Source organism: Mycoplasmopsis fermentans PG18, assembly GCF_000209735.1.
Taxonomy (GTDB): domain Bacteria; phylum Bacillota_I; class Bacilli_A; order Mycoplasmatales; family Metamycoplasmataceae; genus Mycoplasmopsis; species Mycoplasmopsis fermentans.
Genome location: NC_021002.1, coordinates 222,807 through 239,878, shown reverse-complemented (window position 1 = coordinate 239,878; position 17,072 = coordinate 222,807). Strand labels below are relative to the sequence as shown.

The window sequence follows — 17,072 nt, the reverse complement described above, 5'->3', positions numbered from 1 at the left end:
AAATATTTGATATATAATTTAAAAATTATATTTGAATAGGAGAAAAAAATGAATCGTAAATTATCATTAACATTAGGAACATTAGCAACAGGTGTTGTTGCAGTTGGAATTGGTACGGCTATTTATGCTTTAGTTAAAACTAATAAAGACAATAAAAGTATTGAAAGACAGCTAAGCTCTTTTACTTTTTCTCTTGCAAAACCTAAAGACAAATTATACCAAACTAATATTGCAAATCACTTAGCAAGTGAATTTACTTACTCAAATTATTACTATTTTGAAACATACAATAGCAACAAAGAACCAACTTTGAAAAACACAAAAGAATATGAAAAAAATTATTGAAGAACTCAACTTGAAGGAAATATTGAAAAAGGTTGATTAAAAAATGATGATCTTTCTCCTCAAGGGGCATTGAGAAATCAATTATTTTCATTAAGAAATAATCGTTTTGATAGAATTGACAAATTTTATAAAGATTACAATATTTTCTACCATTCATATGCAAATGATTTTACAGGTACACTCTATTTGACTGTTTCATTAGAAGATAAAGCTAATGAAAAAGATAAAGATAAAAAAACAAGAAACATTAGTGATAGAATAAAAAACTGAACATCAAAAACTTTTGTTTTAAATGGATTTAAAAAAGTTACTGAAAAAGACGTCGTTGAAACGAACACAAAATTAATTAGTAATCCTAAATCTTGAAAAATGGATATTAGAGATAAAATAAGACAAACTTTTTACAAGAAAGAAAAGAGTAGTCTTGATGAATTACTTGCTGCATTACCACAAAAAGATCTTTCAAGTGATTTAAACAAAAATAAAGAAGAAATTTTAAAAAATAATTCAACAATTGAAAGTTGATTTGACATTGGAAGAACTTTAGATAAAAAAAGCAATAACCCCGAATATAAATTAGACACAAAGCGTGGAATGTGATTTACAAAAGCTTCTGAAAAATCATTAAATTTACACTTTTATGCCTATAAAATAGTGCCGGAAGCGGAAATGCCTAAGGACAAAAATGATAAAACATCTTTAATAAAATCAAGAATGATTGACATAAAAAATCCTATTGTTCAAGAAATAGATATTAATTATTTTGAACTTGAAAAAGTATTGAAAAATCATGTTGAAATATCTATTTTAGGTAACTATGAAATTAAAAATATTGACTTTAAAACACCTTCAACTTCACTTGAATGAATAAATAATTCAACAGATGAATTCGGTGAATACAAAAATGCAAGTAAAGGTTACTACAAAAGAATTCAATTGAAATTTAAAGATGATTTTAAAAATAGTCACCTTTACCAATTATTCTATTGTACAAAACAAACAGAAGATTATGATAAAGACAAAACAAAATATAAAAATGAAGGTTTAGTTTCATTTGATCCAGCAAAAGGCGAAGCTACCTTTGCAATTGGTATTAGAGTTAAAAATTCAAATAATAATTATAAGTCTTCTTCAATTCCTGAATATATTGGACATATAACTTTAGGTGGTTTTAAAAAATCATAAATCGAGAGCAAATTGCTCTTTTTTTATTAATAAAAAAGAATAAGAAAATAATGAAACTACAAATTTACTATTAATCATGGTTCAAATAAAAAAATATGTTATTTATTTTGCAAATTTAATATAAAATAATATTTAGTATTACAAATATATACATACAAGTTTATTTTAATTTAAGGAGAATAAATGAACATTACTGACAAAAGAAGTAAGTTAGTTATTACAGTTGGTCCATCAAGTGATAACTACAAAATGCTTCGTTCATTAATTGAAGCAGGTGCAACCTGTGTTCGTGCTAACTTTAGCCACGGAGACCATGCAGAACAATTAAACAAATTTGTTCTTGCACAAAAAATTTCTAAAGATTTACATCTTCCTATATCTCTTATGTTAGATACTAAGGGTCCGGAAATTCGTTTAGGAAAAATGAAAGATGGAAAACAAGAAATTCCAGCAAACAAAGAAATTAAAGTTTGAACAACTAAAGAAAAATATGAAACCGTAGAAGGAACAGAAAAAGAGTTAACTGTTGCTTATGACATGGCTCAAGACTTAGTTGTTGGAAACCAAGTTCTCTTTGACGATGGTAAATTATCAACAATTGTAACTAAAGTTGATAGAAAAGCTGGTTATGTTGTTGTTAAAACACTTAACAAGCACTTATTAAAAACTAACAAACGTATTAATTTACCAGGTGTTGACTTTTCTCTTCCATTTTTAGCTCAAAAAGACATTGATGATGTTAAATTTGGTATTAAAAACGGAATTAACTATGTAGCAGCATCATTTGTTAACTCATCTAAAAATGTCCAAGAATTACGTAAATTATTAGATGACAATGGTGGAAAACACGTTAAAATCATTTCTAAAATTGAAAGCCACTTAGGAACCAAAAACATTGATGAAATCATTCAAGCATCAGATGGTGTTATGGTTGCTCGTGGGGACTTAGGTCTTGAAATTCCTTACTATGATGTTCCTTATTTTGAAAAAATAATGATCAGAAAATGTCGTGAAGCGGGTAAACCAGTTGTTGTTGCAACTCAAATGTTAGACTCAATGGAAAACTCACCACAACCTACACGTGCTGAAGTTACTGACGTTTACTATGCAACAGAAATGGGTGCTGACTCAACAATGCTTTCAGGTGAAAGTGCATCAGGCAACTATCCTTTAGAAGCAGTTACAGTTATGTCAAAAATTAACAAACGTGCTGAAAGTGAATTTTATGACAAAAATTACTATGATGTTCAATTAGAAGAAATTAGAAAAAATTCTTCAAATTCAAAACGTTCAAGAATTGCTTATGACGTTGCAAACAGAACACGTTATGGTGACTATAGATTTGCTGTTGTTCTTTCAAGAACAGGTCAATTATTAAGTGAAGTTGCTAAATTTAGACCAAATACATTAATCGTTGGTATTTTAAATGATGAAAACCTAATCGGTGGATTTGGTGTTACTTCTAGTGTTTGAGTATCATTAGATTCAATCGAATTATTTGCAAAAATCAAAAAAGATAAAAGCAAAGCTCTTAATGCTCTTAAACCATATGGTGTTAAAAAAGGCGACCGCTTTTTAGTAGTTGAAAACGAAAGTATTACTGAATTTGTTGCTTAATAAGCAAACAAGAAGATACGCATTTTGCGTATTTTTTTAATTCTTATTAAAAACTAAATTAATATTTTTTTCTTTTCAAAATCCTCTTTTATTTTGTTGTGCTTCATTTTGCAACTGGTTTAATTTTCAAAAATATTCTTTTTGTTCTTTATTATTAACTCAATAATATTTAGCATGATAATCAATTGAAATATAAGATACTCTAGCAAATCCTTGTTTAACTAATTCAAAAGCTAAATCATTACCTTCTGCACTATAAACTTTGCAAATTCACCGATTATATTTATCCTTCGTTATGTATTTAATTTTTATATTTTTTTGATATGTTAAATTGTATAAATAATTTTTTGCTTTTTGTCCATAATAGTTTTCAAGCAAAGCTAAATGTTGATTATTTTTGCCTTTAAATATCTCTGGAGTATCTATTCCAAAAAATCTAACACCTTGTTTTATAGTATCATTGGTAAAATACAACGTGTCACCATCTACTACTTGATAATGTCATTTGACATCAAAAACTTGATTTAATTGTGGATTAATAATCTGTTGTCGACAACCAGCAACAGATAAACAAGTAAAAGGCAAAAAATTTAAAAAAAGTTTCAAATATCTCTTCATATTTATACCTAGTCATTTTTATAAATAAATTTAAAAAAATGGAAAAATAAAAAAGAGGCTTTTAACTCCTCTTAAATTTTAACTAAGCTTTGTTATTTGAACCAAATTCTCTAATTTTTGCTCTAACTGTTTCACACATAGCTTTATAACCTGGTGCATAAAGTTTACGTGGGTCAAAGTTTTTGCCTTTAAGATCTTCTCCTGCTTCAATATAAGCTCTTAAAGCTTTGTGATTTGCTTGTTGTAATTCGGTGTTAACATTAATTTTTGTAACACCTAAACTAATTGCTTTAGCAATTTGATCAGCCGGAATACCAGAACCGCCATGTAAAACTATACCAATTTTAGCTGCATCTCTAATTTCAACTAATTTGTCGAAGTTTAATGATTTTCAGCTTATAGGATATGGACCATGAATGTTACCAATACCAGCTGCTAAAACATCAATACCTGTTTCAGCCATTTCTTTAGCTTCAGCTGGATCAGCAAATTCGCCTGCACCGATAATACCATCTTCTTCACCACCGATTGTTCCAACTTCGGCTTCCATTGACATGTTAACTTTTTTAGCTAATTTAACTAATTCTTTTGTTTTAGCTAAGTTTTCTTCATATGGTAAGTGTGAACCATCAAACATTAATGAAGTGTATCCAGCTTTAATAGCTTTTTTAGCTCCTTCATATGTTCCATGGTCTAAGTGAAGTGCAACTGGAACTGTGATATTGTAGTCTTTCATCATACCATTAATCATTCCAACGATGATATTCATACCTCCCATGTATTTAACTGCGCCTTCACTTGTTGCAACAATAACAGGTGAATTTTCTTCTTGAGCTGTTAATAAAACTGCTTTAGCTCATTCTAAATTGTTAATATTAATGTGAGGAACTGCGTACTTTCCTTTTTTAGCTTTTTTAAGCATACTTGATGCATTTACTAATTTCATTTTGTACTCCTATTTTCAAAATATTATTTATTAATTTCAAAACCATTTCTAATTGTTCATTCATTATTTCCTTTATGAACGAAACGTGAATCAACTGTTAATAAACGATATAATTCGCCTTTTTTATTTGTTTCTAGATCTTTGAAATCTAAATTTTTATTTTCAGCTTCTGCTACTCATTTGTCATTTAAATTTGCTTTGATTTCTTTAAAAATATCATTGAATTTGATATTCTTACCATCTTTACTTTTTTCAGAAATATATTCAAGAGCAATACTTAACATTGTTTTCATACAACCTCCAGACTCCTTTAAAACTTATAAAGTAATTATATTTTAAAATATTATAAATTAATATTAATTTATTTATATAAATAATATTTAATGGTAATGTTTTTAGAATTTAATATTTTTTGTGACTTTTTCTAAAAAGCATATAAAAAATCAACATATAAAAAAATAATTGCACAGACAATCATTATAGTTTGAACCTCAATTATTGAACTATTTAATTATGTTTGGACTTATTCATGTATTGAATATGGCTAAGTCCTTTTAATTTATTAGCAATTCTGTCATTATTATAATCTAAAGTAGTTTTAAGTTCTTTAAAACTTTTAAATCTATTTTTTCTCAAAATTAAAATTCTCTTTTTGCAACACTAAATAAACATTCAGCGGGACTATTGTCTAAACGATTCCTTTTCTTAACAAGCTTTGAATTGTTTGTTTCTTTTTCAAATAATTTATATAATCTTCATAAGTATATTGTCATCCTTGATCAAAATGTAATAATACATTGTTTAAGCTATGCTCATTCCCTTCTACGTTTTCCAACATTTTACCCCCCATTCTTAAGTTAGGTGATTTAGAAATCGAATAACCTAAAATCTCACTATTTTCAAAATCAACCACAGAAGAAAATATGCTTTTTTATCATTTTTTTAATTTGAATTCAATAACATCTGTTCCTAGTATTTTCAAATATTTATTACTAAAAAATTTTGTATCTTAAGAAATATTTTGCGATATTTTCTTTATCTAAAAACAAGTTTGGAATGTTTTTTGTGAACATCCTTTTGGATGAAGAATACTTATTTTTTTCTTAATGTTTTGCCAAAAAGATTTAATGATTTTATTAATTTTTAAACCTTTTTATGATTAATCATTGTTCCTTTATTTCTTAATGCAAAAGTAATACGTCTATAACCGTATAGTCCTTTATTATAGTTAAATAAGTCAAATATAATCTTTTTCAAATTTTCATCTTTGTCAGGTTTATTTTGTGATTTTAATATCTCATAAAAAATTTACTTTTTCAATATTAATTTTAAAATTTGTTGCCTTTTGAGCATCAAAATTTATTTTAGATTTTCTTCCTTTTTATTTTTTTAAATTTTAATTGCGTAAAAATGAACCCCTTTCCAAAAAGTTTGAAATTTGAGGTTCACTTATTAACTATCATAAGATATACTTTTATTTTTATAAATAAGAGGAGCAATAATATTGTATGTAAAATAAATAATAAACATGTTAAATCAAATCTTAACAGGGCTAAATAAAATATGGTTGAAAACAAATACAAAGATATTATTATCTTCTCCTTTTTGCAATGATTGTTGGTCAGCAAATGATAAAAGAGGCACATTAATTAATTCAATTAAAGCAGAAAAAATAACAATTGGAACAATAACTAAATAGTTAGATGGTTTCATTTTAAAGCGAGCTATTATAATAAAGAAGAACATTAATGTGTAACCAGATACCATTGTTGCTAAAAGCCCTCATCTATTCGAAATAACACCTTTTTTAATAATGCTTTCAGGAATTACAAAGCCAACTAATCAGACAATAAATAATGATATTAAAGCTAAAAGAATAACAGCAACAAATAAATTAATATTTAGCAAAATATTTTGTGTTCCATTGATCCGAATACTTTTTCTTTTTTCTTGAATTAGAATAATTTTGTTTTCTAGTTTAAGTATTTTTTTATCATTAGTATTTTTTAATTTTAGTTTATCAAGTTTTTTGCTTAATTTTCAAATTCTATTTTCATGAACATTATCTTGAAATTCACCACCAAAATAGTAACCAAATAATTTAATAAATAATAAGCCGACTAAACCAGAAATTATTCCATCGACCATTGCTGCTACAGTATAAATAGGATTATAAAAAGAAGGAACAAAAAGGAAGGATAAAAGATCACTAATTAGTCCAACAATTCCACCAATTAAAGGTCCAAAAATAAAACCACTAATTTTAATAGGCAAACCTATAAAACTTATTTTATAAGTTGGAATTGAAGCAATAGGAACAAGAGAAGAAGCAATAACTAAAAATACAACCGAAATTGCAATTAAGATTCCAACAAAAGAAATTTTTCTAATAGTTCACTTTGGAAAGATTGTTCATTCTTCTCAAAATTTTTTAAATTTGCTTTCTTTTTCTTTATTATTTTGTTTATTATTTTTTCTCATCTCTTCCTTAATAAATACATTACAATTATATAAAAATTAATATTAAACAAAGATATTTTTTACTCAGTTTTTTGACTAAAAAAATTACTTCAAAAAATTGAAAAAAATTTTTTATTTTTTTGCTTGATTTTTTAAATTGCATGTTATAATATATCCAGTGGTTATAGCGAAGGGGACCCACCTGATTCCATTCCGAACTCAGTAGTTAAGCCCTTTAGTGCCGACGATACCAGAGATGGGAAAATAGGGAGCTGCTATTTTTTTATACTTTTTTTGCTTTATTAGAAAAATTATTTACTAAAAATAAAACTTCATTTATAATAATTTATAATTGCCCAAGTGGTGGAATGGTAGACGCTGTGGACTCAAAATCCACTGGAGAGATCCGTGCAGGTTCAAGTCCTGTCTTGGGCACCATATCACTTTAGACCAAAAAAGGACTCATTAATTTGAGTTTTTTTTATTAAAAAAGCAGGTTATTGGCCTGCATTTTCATTTTTGTAATAATCTCGATATTTTTTTGGAACTTTTTTAAATTCATAATAACCATAATAAATAGGATGTTTAGTTTGAATTGGTATTCTTCATGTCTTTCCATATCATCTTTCAAGAACTGATTCATTTTCTTTTAAACTTTTGAAATAATGTCCATTCATTTCTATATCTTGCATGCCATTTTCAATTTGTTCTAGTGTTAAAGTAACTTGATGAAAAATTCTTTTATTAGGCCAATTAGTAATGTAATACATTTCTTTTTCTTTTTCTGAAACCTTAGTTTTTTCAATAGTTGTTTTAATATCTAAAGGTGGTACTAAAAATAAAAACATTCAGCCAAAAATAAACATTAAAATATTTCCAAAAATATTAATAAATCATTTTCTTGGAGCTAAAGCTCTTCTCATTGATCTTAATTTGTATCAAAAGTTATTAATTTTTTTAGCTTTCTTCCATGTTGAAGGAACAATAATGAACATATCGATATAAATATTGTTAGGATCATTTTGATCAATCTTATCAACAAAACGTGGAAAATTAAGAAAGTGATGCGATGTTGTATTATCCAAAATATATTGTGGATAATGTTTTTTTAAGAATTCATATGTTTCTTCTGTAATTAGAACATCAATATCAGTATCTCATGCAATTTGTTTTTTATTTCTTGTAGCTCCTAAAAGAGTACCATAAGCAAGTGAGTATCACAAATTGTTTTCACGGCAAATTTTGTCTAAAACTTTTAATAATTCAAAACTTTTTTGTTGTCTTCTTTTTAAATTTTTTGGCAAATAAGGTAATTGATCTTTTTTCATTTTTTTCCTTTTTAAAACAATTGATTCTCAAAATTTCGACATCATAAATCAATCATCATATTAATTTTATATTATATAGCAATTAAAATTTTGAGAAAAAATAAAAAATAAAAAACCCTATAAAACAAGGGTTTTGGTCAATTTAATGAAATGGTGCGAACGAATGGACTTGAACCATCGACCTCACGATTATCAGTCGTGTGCTCTAACCAGCTGAGCTACGCTCGCATTTTAGTTTCACTCAAAATTTGAGCAAAACTTAATATTATTATAAAAAAGTGAAATTAACGTTTTGAGAATTGTCTTGCACGACGTGCTTTGTTCAAACCTGGTTTTTTACGTTCTGTAACACGCGCATCACGAGTTAACATTCCTGCAGGTTTCAATTTTTCTCTATATGTATCTGAAGCTGCTAATAAAGCACGAGCAATACCTAAACGGATAGCACCAGCTTGTCCACTTAAACCACCACCTGAAACATTAACAGTTATATCGAATTGTCCTTTTGTTTCTGTTAAAACTAAAGGTTGTTCAGCATCTTGAATATATAAATTTGATGTTAAGTATGCAAGAGCTTCACGTTTGTTAATTGTGAATTTACCTTTTCCAGGTCTCAAAATAACACGAGCTGTTGATGATTTACGACGACCAAGTCCTCTGTATTCAACAACTTCTTTTTTTGTAACTTTTTTAGCTGTAGCCATATTATCTTACCTCTAAACTTTCTGGTTTTTGTGCTTGGTGTTTGTGGTCAGGACCTGCAACAACACTTAAGTTTTTACGTTGTTTGTTTCCTAATTTTGTGTGTGGTAACATACCATAGATTGCTTTTTCAACAAGAGCTGTAGGTTTTTTAGCTCTTAATTTCGCAGCTGTAATACTTTTTAGTCCACCAGGATATCCTGAGTGGTGGTAGTAAACTTTATCTTCTTCTTTTTTAGCTGTTAAAATAACTTTTTCGGCATTAACAACAATTACATAATCACCCATATCTGCATTTGGTGTGTATGTAGGTTTTGTTTTACCTCTTAAAACAGAAGCTACAAAAGCGGCTAAACGACCTAAAACTTGTCCTTCAGCATCAACAACATATCACTTCTTGTCAGCTTTTTCTTTGTTTACAATAGTGGTTTGTCTCATGACTTCCTCCTTAAACGTTAATTCAATTTATAAATTGCTTTTTTATTATATATTAAATTTATTTTTTGAGAAACAAATATTTAATAAAATACAAAATTTTTTTCAGCATCTTTGAACATTTGCTTAATTTATAGTTTTTATATATGGTTATAATATCATTGATTATATAATTTATAACAAAATTAGGAGAAAAATGGACAAAAATACTCAAATAATAATTTTAGCTGCTGGCTTTGGTTCAAGACTAACGCCTCTTTCACTTAAGACGCCAAAAGGATTATTAGAAATTAAAAAAGATTTAAAAATTGTTCCTCATCTTTTATCTTATTTAAAAGATTATAAAAATAAGACAATAGTAACTGGCTACAATTATCAATCTTGAAATGACTTAATTAAAAAAGAAAATATCAAAAAGATATTCAACAAAGAATTCACAGATACTAATTCATTATTTAGTTTATATCTAGCAATTAAAGATTTGAAAACAATTAAGGGTGGTTTATTAATTACAACCAATGACACTTTATTTTTAGATGATATCTTTAATAAGGAATTTAATTACTCATGGGTTAATACTTTGAGTAGTACAACAAATAAAGCTGAATGAGAAATTATTGAAAAGAATAAAAACATAGTTGACTTTAGAATTAGAGACTTAAATAAAATCTATGAAAGTGATAATTTTGAATTTATTACAGGTGCTTCATTTATTCATGAAAAAGATTTCTTGAAATTTAAAAATGCAATTATTAAGAGAGTTGAAAATCCAATTTCAAAGCAAAATGATTATTGAGAATTTGCTTTGATGGATATCTTAAAAGATATAGAGCTTAAGAAATACAATTGTGACCAAAAGGTCTATGAAATAGACGATTTCAAAGATTTATTGACATTTAATAGAAAAGCTCCTTGCTTTATAAACGATGTTTATTTAAACAAAATTAAAGAAGTTTTTAATGCCAAATTTGAAGATATTTTAGATATTCAACCAGTTAAAAAAGGAATGACTAATAACTCATTTTCTTTTAAAATAAAAGATAAAAAATATATTGCTAGAATACCAAAAGATGGCTCAAAGAGTTTAATTAATAGATACCAAGAAGAAAAAATTTATCAAAAACTAAAAGGCAATGAATTAGTTGAAAATTTAATTTATTTTGAAACCAAAAATAATATTGATGATCCTTTACATGGTTTTAAAATAACTGAATGAATTAATAACTCAAAAACAATTGATGGACACAATTATAAAGAAATGGAATTAGCTTTAAATAGTTATCGCAAACTACATAATCAAAATTTATCAGTTGATTTTGAATTTGATATTCTAAAAATTTTGGACTATTACATTTCAATAATTGGAGAAAAATACAAAAGATTTCCAAAACATTTATTAGACAATGAAGCTAAAATTAGAAAAATGCTTGCTTATCATAAAAGTAAAAATTATCCAAAAGTTTTATGTCATATTGATTCAACTTCAGGAAATATCTTAATAAATAAGGATAATAAAATTAAATTAATTGATTGAGAATATGCGGCTAATAGTGATCCATTTTTAGATTTAGCTGGTATGTGCATGGATAATGAATATGGTGTCAAAGAAGCTAATTGACTTTTAGAAACATATTTACAAAGAAAACCAACTAAAGAAGAAAAAAATAGATTATACATTTTAATTGCTTCAATAGGTTTCTTATGAACATATTGGTGCGAATATAAAGAAATATTTAATGAATTCTTCAGAGATTATTACAAAATTTACTATTCTGCAACATTAAAATTTGTAAACAAGGTGAAATATGAATGATAAAAATTCAAATGTAGAAGTTAATGAAATTCAAAACGATAAAAAAGTTAAAAATAAAAATTTATTTAATAAATTTGTTGCTTTATTTTCAGGGATTATGTGAGCATTAAATGGAATTTTAATTTCTGTTTTTACAAATTTAATTCCTTCCGGTTCATTTTTTAATCAAGGAGAATGAGGCCCAGCTAAATTAGCTTTAGCTATAACTTTTTTAAATGATACATTTGGCTTTTTAGTTAGCATAATAATTATTTTTTCATTTAAAAAACATAAAGAATTTGTTGCAGCTTTCAAAAATAAAAAAATATGAATATTATTACTCAGCTCTCTTTTTGGGGCACCAATGGGTATGACAATGTATGTCCTTGGTATTGTTTATGTCGGTACTGGAATAAGTAGTGCAATTACAGTTTGTTATCCTATTGTTGGCGCAATGCTTGCTTTTATCTTTTTGAAACAAAAAACTACAAAAAATGGTTTATTTGGATCAATAATTTCGCTTTTATGTATTTTAACTTTAGGAATTTTACAATTTCATAAAGGCGATATTAAAAATGGATGAGGTTTCTTGTTTGCAATATTAGCTGCACTTTGTTGAGCTTTGGAAGCATTTTTATCAACCTTATCAATGAAAAATGCTATTGATCCTTTTGTTTCTATATTCTTTAGATATGTTGTTTCATTGGTTGTTTTAGGTAGCATTGTTTTACCATCAGCAAAAATCTATGAAAAAATGGATGAACTATTTGCTAATACAAACATTTTATTAATTGTTGCTTCTGGAATTGTGGGTTGCATTTCATATATGACATTCTATTATGCACTTGATAAAATAGGTGTTCCAATGGCTACAGGATTAAATATTTCCTATGTTGGTTGAACAATATTGTTTGATTTGATAAGACTTGAATTTTATGATTGATATTGCTATTTATTAGCTTCTTTAATTCTAATAAGCCAAATAATAACTTTAATACCTGATGATAAATTTATCTTTAGGAAATTGAAAAAGAAAGAATTAAAAGCAGAGGAAACAAATGATAATAATAGTCATCAAAACCAAGAACAAAATAATTAATTCAAATACTTTATACTGCTAAATTTATTTAGTAAAGTGTAAAGTATTTTTATTAGCTTTTTTGCCAAAACCATTGTTTTATAGTAATTTTCACAATTATAAAAATTCCAATTTCTAGAAAATTTCCACAAAACCTTTTTATTTATTTCATTTTTTATAATATAAAAAATATAATATTTATGAGCAAATTATTAAAGGAGAAAAATGGATGTTACAAAGAAATTAGTTTCAACTTTAACTAATGTAAATCTTTGAGGCGCAATTATTGCTTCTATTGTAATAATCGGACTAGGTTATTTGTTGGTTAAAGTTAAATGATTTAAATCAACTTGAAAAGCTGCACTTGTTGGCGTAGTTATGAAAATTGCTTTACCAGCTTTAGCACTCAAAGGCTTTATGAGCGATATTAGTCTTGGACTTCTTCAAGAACAAGGTATTATCTTAGGAATTGCATTTGGATTCTATATCTTGCTTTCATTAGTGGCTTGATTATGAACTAAATATATGCCTCATAAAACACCAGAATCAGTGGAAAATGCTCAAGAAAACACTATTATTGGTGAAATGAGTGAAACAAAAACAGTTGATGAATCTCGTCATCGCGCAATGGTTGTTTGAATGTTATTAATCTTCGGATCAACAACATTCTTTGGTATGCCTATTATAAAGGAACTATATTCAAATAATAATGGTGTTCTAGCAGCAAATATTTGAAATGTTCCTTATAGAATTTTCTTATATTCATTCTGCTTCATGCAAATGAAAGGTTTAAAATTCAACAAAGAAAATATTAAAGCTTCAGCAAAATCAATGTTTTTAAACCCAATTATTATTGCAACTTTTGCTGGATTAATTCTTTGATTGAATCAATTAATACCAGGTGCAGGAGCAACATATAAAGATTTTAGTCAAACTATTAAAGTTAATGGAAGTGATGTAGTTATTAAATATTCAGCTACTTTTGGTGAAAACTTTAAAACAGTTTTAACACCAGACAAAAAAGTATTTTATATGTTAAATGCAAATAATGAATATATTAAAACCACTAAACCAGTTGGTTGATTTACATGAAAAACAACATTACCATATATTTATAAATTTATTGATATTTTAGGTAGTTTATGTTCACCACTTATTTGATTAGCTATTGGTATGACACTTGCTGAAAGTAAATTAAAAGAAGCGGCAGGAGATAAATGAGTTTGAATATATTCATTAATTAAATTGATTGTTATTCCACTTGCAATCTTCTTAATCTTCTGAGGTTTAAACAAAGGTGGATTAGTTAAAAAAGAAGTAGGAATTGCAATGGTTATTTTTGCAGCTACACCACCTGCTACAGTTGCTGTTGGTTTTGCAATTAGTGAAAATAAATGTGCTAGATTAGCAAGCTCTGCTTCAGCATTTAGTACATTACTTGCAGTTATCTTTTTACCTATTTGAATTGTAGTTGCAGAATTAGTATTTATGTAGGAAAAATTATGAAAATTATTACTTTTAAAGTTAGAAATGTTGAAAAACCAATATTTGAAGAAATTAACAAAAAATTTGGTTATAAACTTGAAATTCATAGTGAAAGTTTAACTATGGAAAATGTCAATTTAACAAAAGGTTTTGACGCTGTTATTGTTAGAGTTGATGGTTCAATAAATAAAGAAATGTTAGATGCATTAAAAGCAAATGGCATTAAATATCTTTTAACAAGAACTGTCAGAACAGACCATATTGATTTAGAATATGCTCATAAATTAGGCTTTAAAATGGCTAGAGTTCCTTCATATTCACCAACAGCAATTGCTGAATTAGCTTTTGCTCATGCTTTAATGTTATCAAGACAAACACTTCATTTTGGACATAAAGGTTTTAACAAAGACTTTACTATTGATCCTGAAGGTTTTGCTACTGAATTAAAAAATAAAACAGTTGGAATAGTTGGGGTTGGAAAAATAGGACTTGCAGCTGCTAAAATGTTTAAAGTTATGACAAACAATGTTTTAGGCTTCGATTTATATCCTTCAGAAGAAGGCAAAAAAGTTGTTAAATATACAAAAACTCTAGAAGAATTAGTTAAAAAATCAGATATCATTTCTTTCCATTGCCCCTATATTAAAGGTAAAAACGACAAAATGATTAATGATGCATTAATTAAGCAAATGAAAAAAGGTGTAATTATTGTTAACACAGCTAGAGGCCAAATTCAAGATGAAGAAGCATTATTAAAAGGTCTAAAAAGTGGCAAAATTCAAGCTATTGCTACAGATGTTTTGAACAATGAAAAATCAATTTTCTTTAAAAAGCATGCAGAAATAGAAAACAAAACATTTCGCCAATTATTAGAATTCTATCCTCGTTTTGTTTTAACACCTCACATTGGTTCTTATACTGATGAAGCTGTTGAAAACATGGTTGAATACACTTATGACAATCTAAAAGAATATATCGAAACTGATCAATGCAAAAATGCAATTTAAATAATTAATAAGACTATTATCTTCAAGATAATAGTTTTTATTATTGCCAAAAAATTTTTAAAGTATAATAAAAACTATGAATGAAAAACAAACTAAAGTTTATGAACTGTTGAAAGAGTTTATTGAAATTTGTAATAAACACAATTTAGATTATTGTGCTATGTATGGAACAGCATTAGGAGCAATAAGACACAATGGATTTATACCTTGAGATGATGATATTGATTTATTAATTTCAATTGAAACATATAAATTTTTAAAGGAAAATTACAGAAATTTAATTGTAGACTGAGAAACAGGCAACAGCTTTTTAATGTTCCCTAAATTTTCAAAAGATAAAGATTCTCAAAAAGATGTAACTTTTTTAGATCTTTTTATCGATATACCAACAACTAAAAAAAGAATAAAAAAATATTTATCTCTTAAAAATAAATTGGGTTATTTGAACGCTTATTCTCAAAGAAAGTTTTTTGATATTCAATGAGGAATGAAAATTGCTAAAGTTTTATTATTTTGAACAAGAATGTTTAAAAAACCAAATTATCAAAAAGCTCTTGAGACTTTGTATGAACCAAATTCAAATATTCATCATGTAATTAATTGGCCTTTTAAAAAGGCTACAAAAATTAACATATATGAAAATATCAATTTTTTTGATACTATTGATGTTAAATTTGAAGATATAAAAATTCGGGTGCCAAAAAATTATGAAACAATATTTTTACAAAACTATGGTCCAAATTGAAGAATTCCAAAAAAATACAAAATGTCTGAACATTTAGGAATGTATGATATGAAAGTTTTTTGTAAAAAAGAAAGGGCAAAGAAAAATGACAAATAGTGAAATTAGAGTTATTTTAATTAATGATAGTTTTACTCCTGTAATAGATGGAGTTGTCAGGGTAATGCAAAATTATGCTTCTAATTTTATTAAAAAAAATGTTAAAGTTCTGGTTTTGGCTCCAGAATACAAAAAAATGAAATTAGATGAAGATAAAGGTCTTAATTATTCTGTCATTAGAATACCTAGACAATTAGCTAAAATTGGTGGTTATGAAGTAATGAACACTATTTTGAGTAGAAAAATTTGAAAAGAAATTGAAAATTTCAAACCTAATATTGTCCATTCTCATACACCTTTTTATGCCGGAGATATCGCAAATAAAATTGCAAAAAAATTTAAAATTCCCTCTATTTGTAGCTTTCATACTTTGTTTTATGATTCATTTTTGCGTTTTACAAAGTCTAAGCCAATTGCAAAATTTTTAACACATTTAATGATTAAAAAACTTAATAAGTTTGATTACATTTGACCTGTGTCAAAAGTTGCGCAAAAAGCTTTAATTGAATATGGATATAAAAAAGAAAGTGAAATTGTACAATTAGGGACAAATTTCTTTTATCCAGAAAATGCAGATGAATTAAAAAATAAAGTTATAAAAAAATGAAATATAAACACTAATAATAAAAATTTATTATATGTTTCAAGATTGGTTTGGGAAAAAAATATTAAAAAAGTTCTATTAACTTATAAAAAACTTGTTGAAGAAAATTCTAATTACCATTTAACAATGGTTGGTGGTGATATCAATTACAAGGAAATTGTTAAATATGCCTATAAAATAGGTTTAAAAGATAAAATATTGTTTACTGGCCCTATAGAAAATCAAGAAGAATTAAAAGGCATTTATTTATCTCATGATCTTTTTTTCTATCCAAGTTTATATGAAACTTATGGACTTGTTGTTAGAGAATCTGCAGCTTTAAAGTTGCCTCTCTTAGTTGTTGAAAACACAGCATGTGCCGAAAATGTGATAGATGGACAAAATAGTTTTATTTGCCAAGACGATGTTGACAATATGTACGAAAAAATTAAACAAATTTTTAAAGATAAAAATAATCTAATTAATGTGAAAAATAATATGAACAATTTATTTAATTCATGAGAAGAAGCAATTGAAATAGTTATAGAAAAATACAAAAAAATTATTGAACATTATAAAAAATAAGAGCAATTCTTTTTCATTAGTAAGATATTGCTCTATTTTAATTCTTAACTTCTTTCATTTTTCCC

At 26.4% G+C, this 17,072-nt stretch carries 15 protein-coding genes, 2 tRNA genes, 1 rRNA gene and 1 pseudogene; 10 read left to right on the top strand and 9 right to left on the bottom strand.

Annotated elements, in window-relative coordinates; translation table 4 throughout:
- Window positions 1–48: 48 nt before the first annotated feature.
- A complete protein-coding gene (locus tag MBIO_RS01245) occupies window positions 49–1,530 on the top strand; it encodes an MAG1430 family protein (protein ID WP_015510791.1) in 1,482 nt (493 codons plus the stop codon).
- Window positions 1,531–1,713: 183 nt separating this feature from the next.
- On the top strand, window positions 1,714–3,147 hold the full coding sequence (pyk, locus tag MBIO_RS01240) for a pyruvate kinase (RefSeq protein WP_013354422.1): 1,434 nt from the start codon (window positions 1,714–1,716) through the stop codon (window positions 3,145–3,147).
- 36 nt (window positions 3,148–3,183) lie between these two features.
- Here the strand turns inward: pyk and MBIO_RS01235 are convergent, their stop codons facing one another.
- From MBIO_RS01235 to MBIO_RS01215, 5 genes and pseudogenes are all read right to left on the bottom strand, one after another.
- Window positions 3,184–3,765 carry a thermonuclease family protein gene (locus MBIO_RS01235; RefSeq protein WP_013354421.1) on the bottom strand — a complete coding sequence of 194 codons (582 nt, stop codon included), beginning with the start codon at window positions 3,763–3,765 and terminating at the stop codon, window positions 3,184–3,186.
- An 82-nt stretch (window positions 3,766–3,847) separates the two neighbouring features.
- Window positions 3,848–4,711, bottom strand: a complete 864-nt coding sequence (gene fba / locus MBIO_RS01230; protein ID WP_013354420.1) for a class II fructose-1,6-bisphosphate aldolase — start codon at window positions 4,709–4,711, stop codon at window positions 3,848–3,850.
- Between the two features lie 23 nt (window positions 4,712–4,734).
- The gene (gene rpoE / locus MBIO_RS01225; RefSeq protein ID WP_013354419.1) at window positions 4,735–5,004 is read right to left on the bottom strand and encodes a DNA-directed RNA polymerase subunit delta; all 270 of its coding nucleotides are present in this window, start codon (window positions 5,002–5,004) and stop codon (window positions 4,735–4,737) included.
- Between the two features lie 214 nt (window positions 5,005–5,218).
- A pseudogene (locus MBIO_RS05310) lies at window positions 5,219–6,092 on the bottom strand (IS3 family transposase); the annotation flags it as partial.
- Between the two features lie 71 nt (window positions 6,093–6,163).
- Window positions 6,164–7,192 (bottom strand): ECF transporter S component, encoded by a 1,029-nt coding sequence (locus MBIO_RS01215; protein WP_013354418.1) that lies wholly within the window; start codon window positions 7,190–7,192, stop codon window positions 6,164–6,166.
- Window positions 7,193–7,345: 153 nt separating this feature from the next.
- Here MBIO_RS01215 and rrf point away from each other — a divergent pair.
- Together rrf and MBIO_RS01205 are read left to right on the top strand one after the other, a co-directional pair.
- A 5S ribosomal RNA gene (gene rrf, locus MBIO_RS01210) occupies window positions 7,346–7,452 on the top strand.
- A 73-nt stretch (window positions 7,453–7,525) separates the two neighbouring features.
- Window positions 7,526–7,609, top strand: a tRNA-Leu gene (locus tag MBIO_RS01205).
- A 59-nt stretch (window positions 7,610–7,668) separates the two neighbouring features.
- Here MBIO_RS01205 and mf1 (MBIO_RS01200) read toward each other — a convergent pair.
- The 4 genes from mf1 (MBIO_RS01200) to rplM all read right to left on the bottom strand — a co-directional run bounded on the left by mf1 (MBIO_RS01200) (window position 7,669) and on the right by rplM (window position 9,639).
- Window positions 7,669–8,499, bottom strand: a complete 831-nt coding sequence (mf1, locus tag MBIO_RS01200) for a diacylglycerol cholinephosphotransferase Mf1 (RefSeq protein WP_232048439.1) — start codon at window positions 8,497–8,499, stop codon at window positions 7,669–7,671.
- 151 nt (window positions 8,500–8,650) lie between these two features.
- Window positions 8,651–8,727 (bottom strand) — tRNA-Ile (locus MBIO_RS01195).
- Between the two features lie 56 nt (window positions 8,728–8,783).
- Window positions 8,784–9,203 carry a 30S ribosomal protein S9 gene (rpsI, locus tag MBIO_RS01190; protein WP_013354416.1) on the bottom strand — a complete coding sequence of 140 codons (420 nt, stop codon included), beginning with the start codon at window positions 9,201–9,203 and terminating at the stop codon, window positions 8,784–8,786.
- 1 nt (window position 9,204) lies between these two features.
- On the bottom strand, window positions 9,205–9,639 hold the full coding sequence (gene rplM, locus MBIO_RS01185) for a 50S ribosomal protein L13 (RefSeq protein ID WP_013354415.1): 435 nt from the start codon (window positions 9,637–9,639) through the stop codon (window positions 9,205–9,207).
- Window positions 9,640–9,832: 193 nt separating this feature from the next.
- On the opposite strand from rplM, the gene MBIO_RS01180 reads away from it, so the two are divergent.
- From MBIO_RS01180 to MBIO_RS01155, 6 genes are all read left to right on the top strand, one after another.
- Complete coding sequence (locus MBIO_RS01180; protein ID WP_013526706.1) at window positions 9,833–11,452, top strand: phosphotransferase; 1,620 nt, start codon at window positions 9,833–9,835, stop codon at window positions 11,450–11,452.
- Complete coding sequence (locus MBIO_RS01175) at window positions 11,442–12,527, top strand: DMT family transporter (protein WP_013526705.1); 1,086 nt, start codon at window positions 11,442–11,444, stop codon at window positions 12,525–12,527. Before MBIO_RS01180 ends, MBIO_RS01175 begins: the two co-directional genes overlap by 11 nt.
- Before the next feature lie 204 nt (window positions 12,528–12,731).
- Window positions 12,732–14,000, top strand: coding sequence for an AEC family transporter (locus MBIO_RS01170; protein WP_015510782.1), 1,269 nt, complete (start codon window positions 12,732–12,734; stop codon window positions 13,998–14,000).
- An 8-nt stretch (window positions 14,001–14,008) separates the two neighbouring features.
- Window positions 14,009–14,998: a 2-hydroxyacid dehydrogenase gene (locus MBIO_RS01165; RefSeq protein ID WP_041594192.1), complete on the top strand. Its 990-nt coding sequence runs from the start codon at window positions 14,009–14,011 to the stop codon at window positions 14,996–14,998.
- Window positions 14,999–15,074: 76 nt separating this feature from the next.
- Window positions 15,075–15,839 (top strand): diacylglycerol cholinephosphotransferase Mf1, encoded by a 765-nt coding sequence (gene mf1, locus MBIO_RS01160; protein ID WP_013526702.1) that lies wholly within the window; start codon window positions 15,075–15,077, stop codon window positions 15,837–15,839.
- The gene (locus MBIO_RS01155) at window positions 15,829–17,007 is read left to right on the top strand and encodes a glycosyltransferase (RefSeq protein ID WP_013354409.1); all 1,179 of its coding nucleotides are present in this window, start codon (window positions 15,829–15,831) and stop codon (window positions 17,005–17,007) included. Before mf1 (MBIO_RS01160) ends, MBIO_RS01155 begins: the two co-directional genes overlap by 11 nt.
- Window positions 17,008–17,072 lie beyond the last annotated feature (65 nt).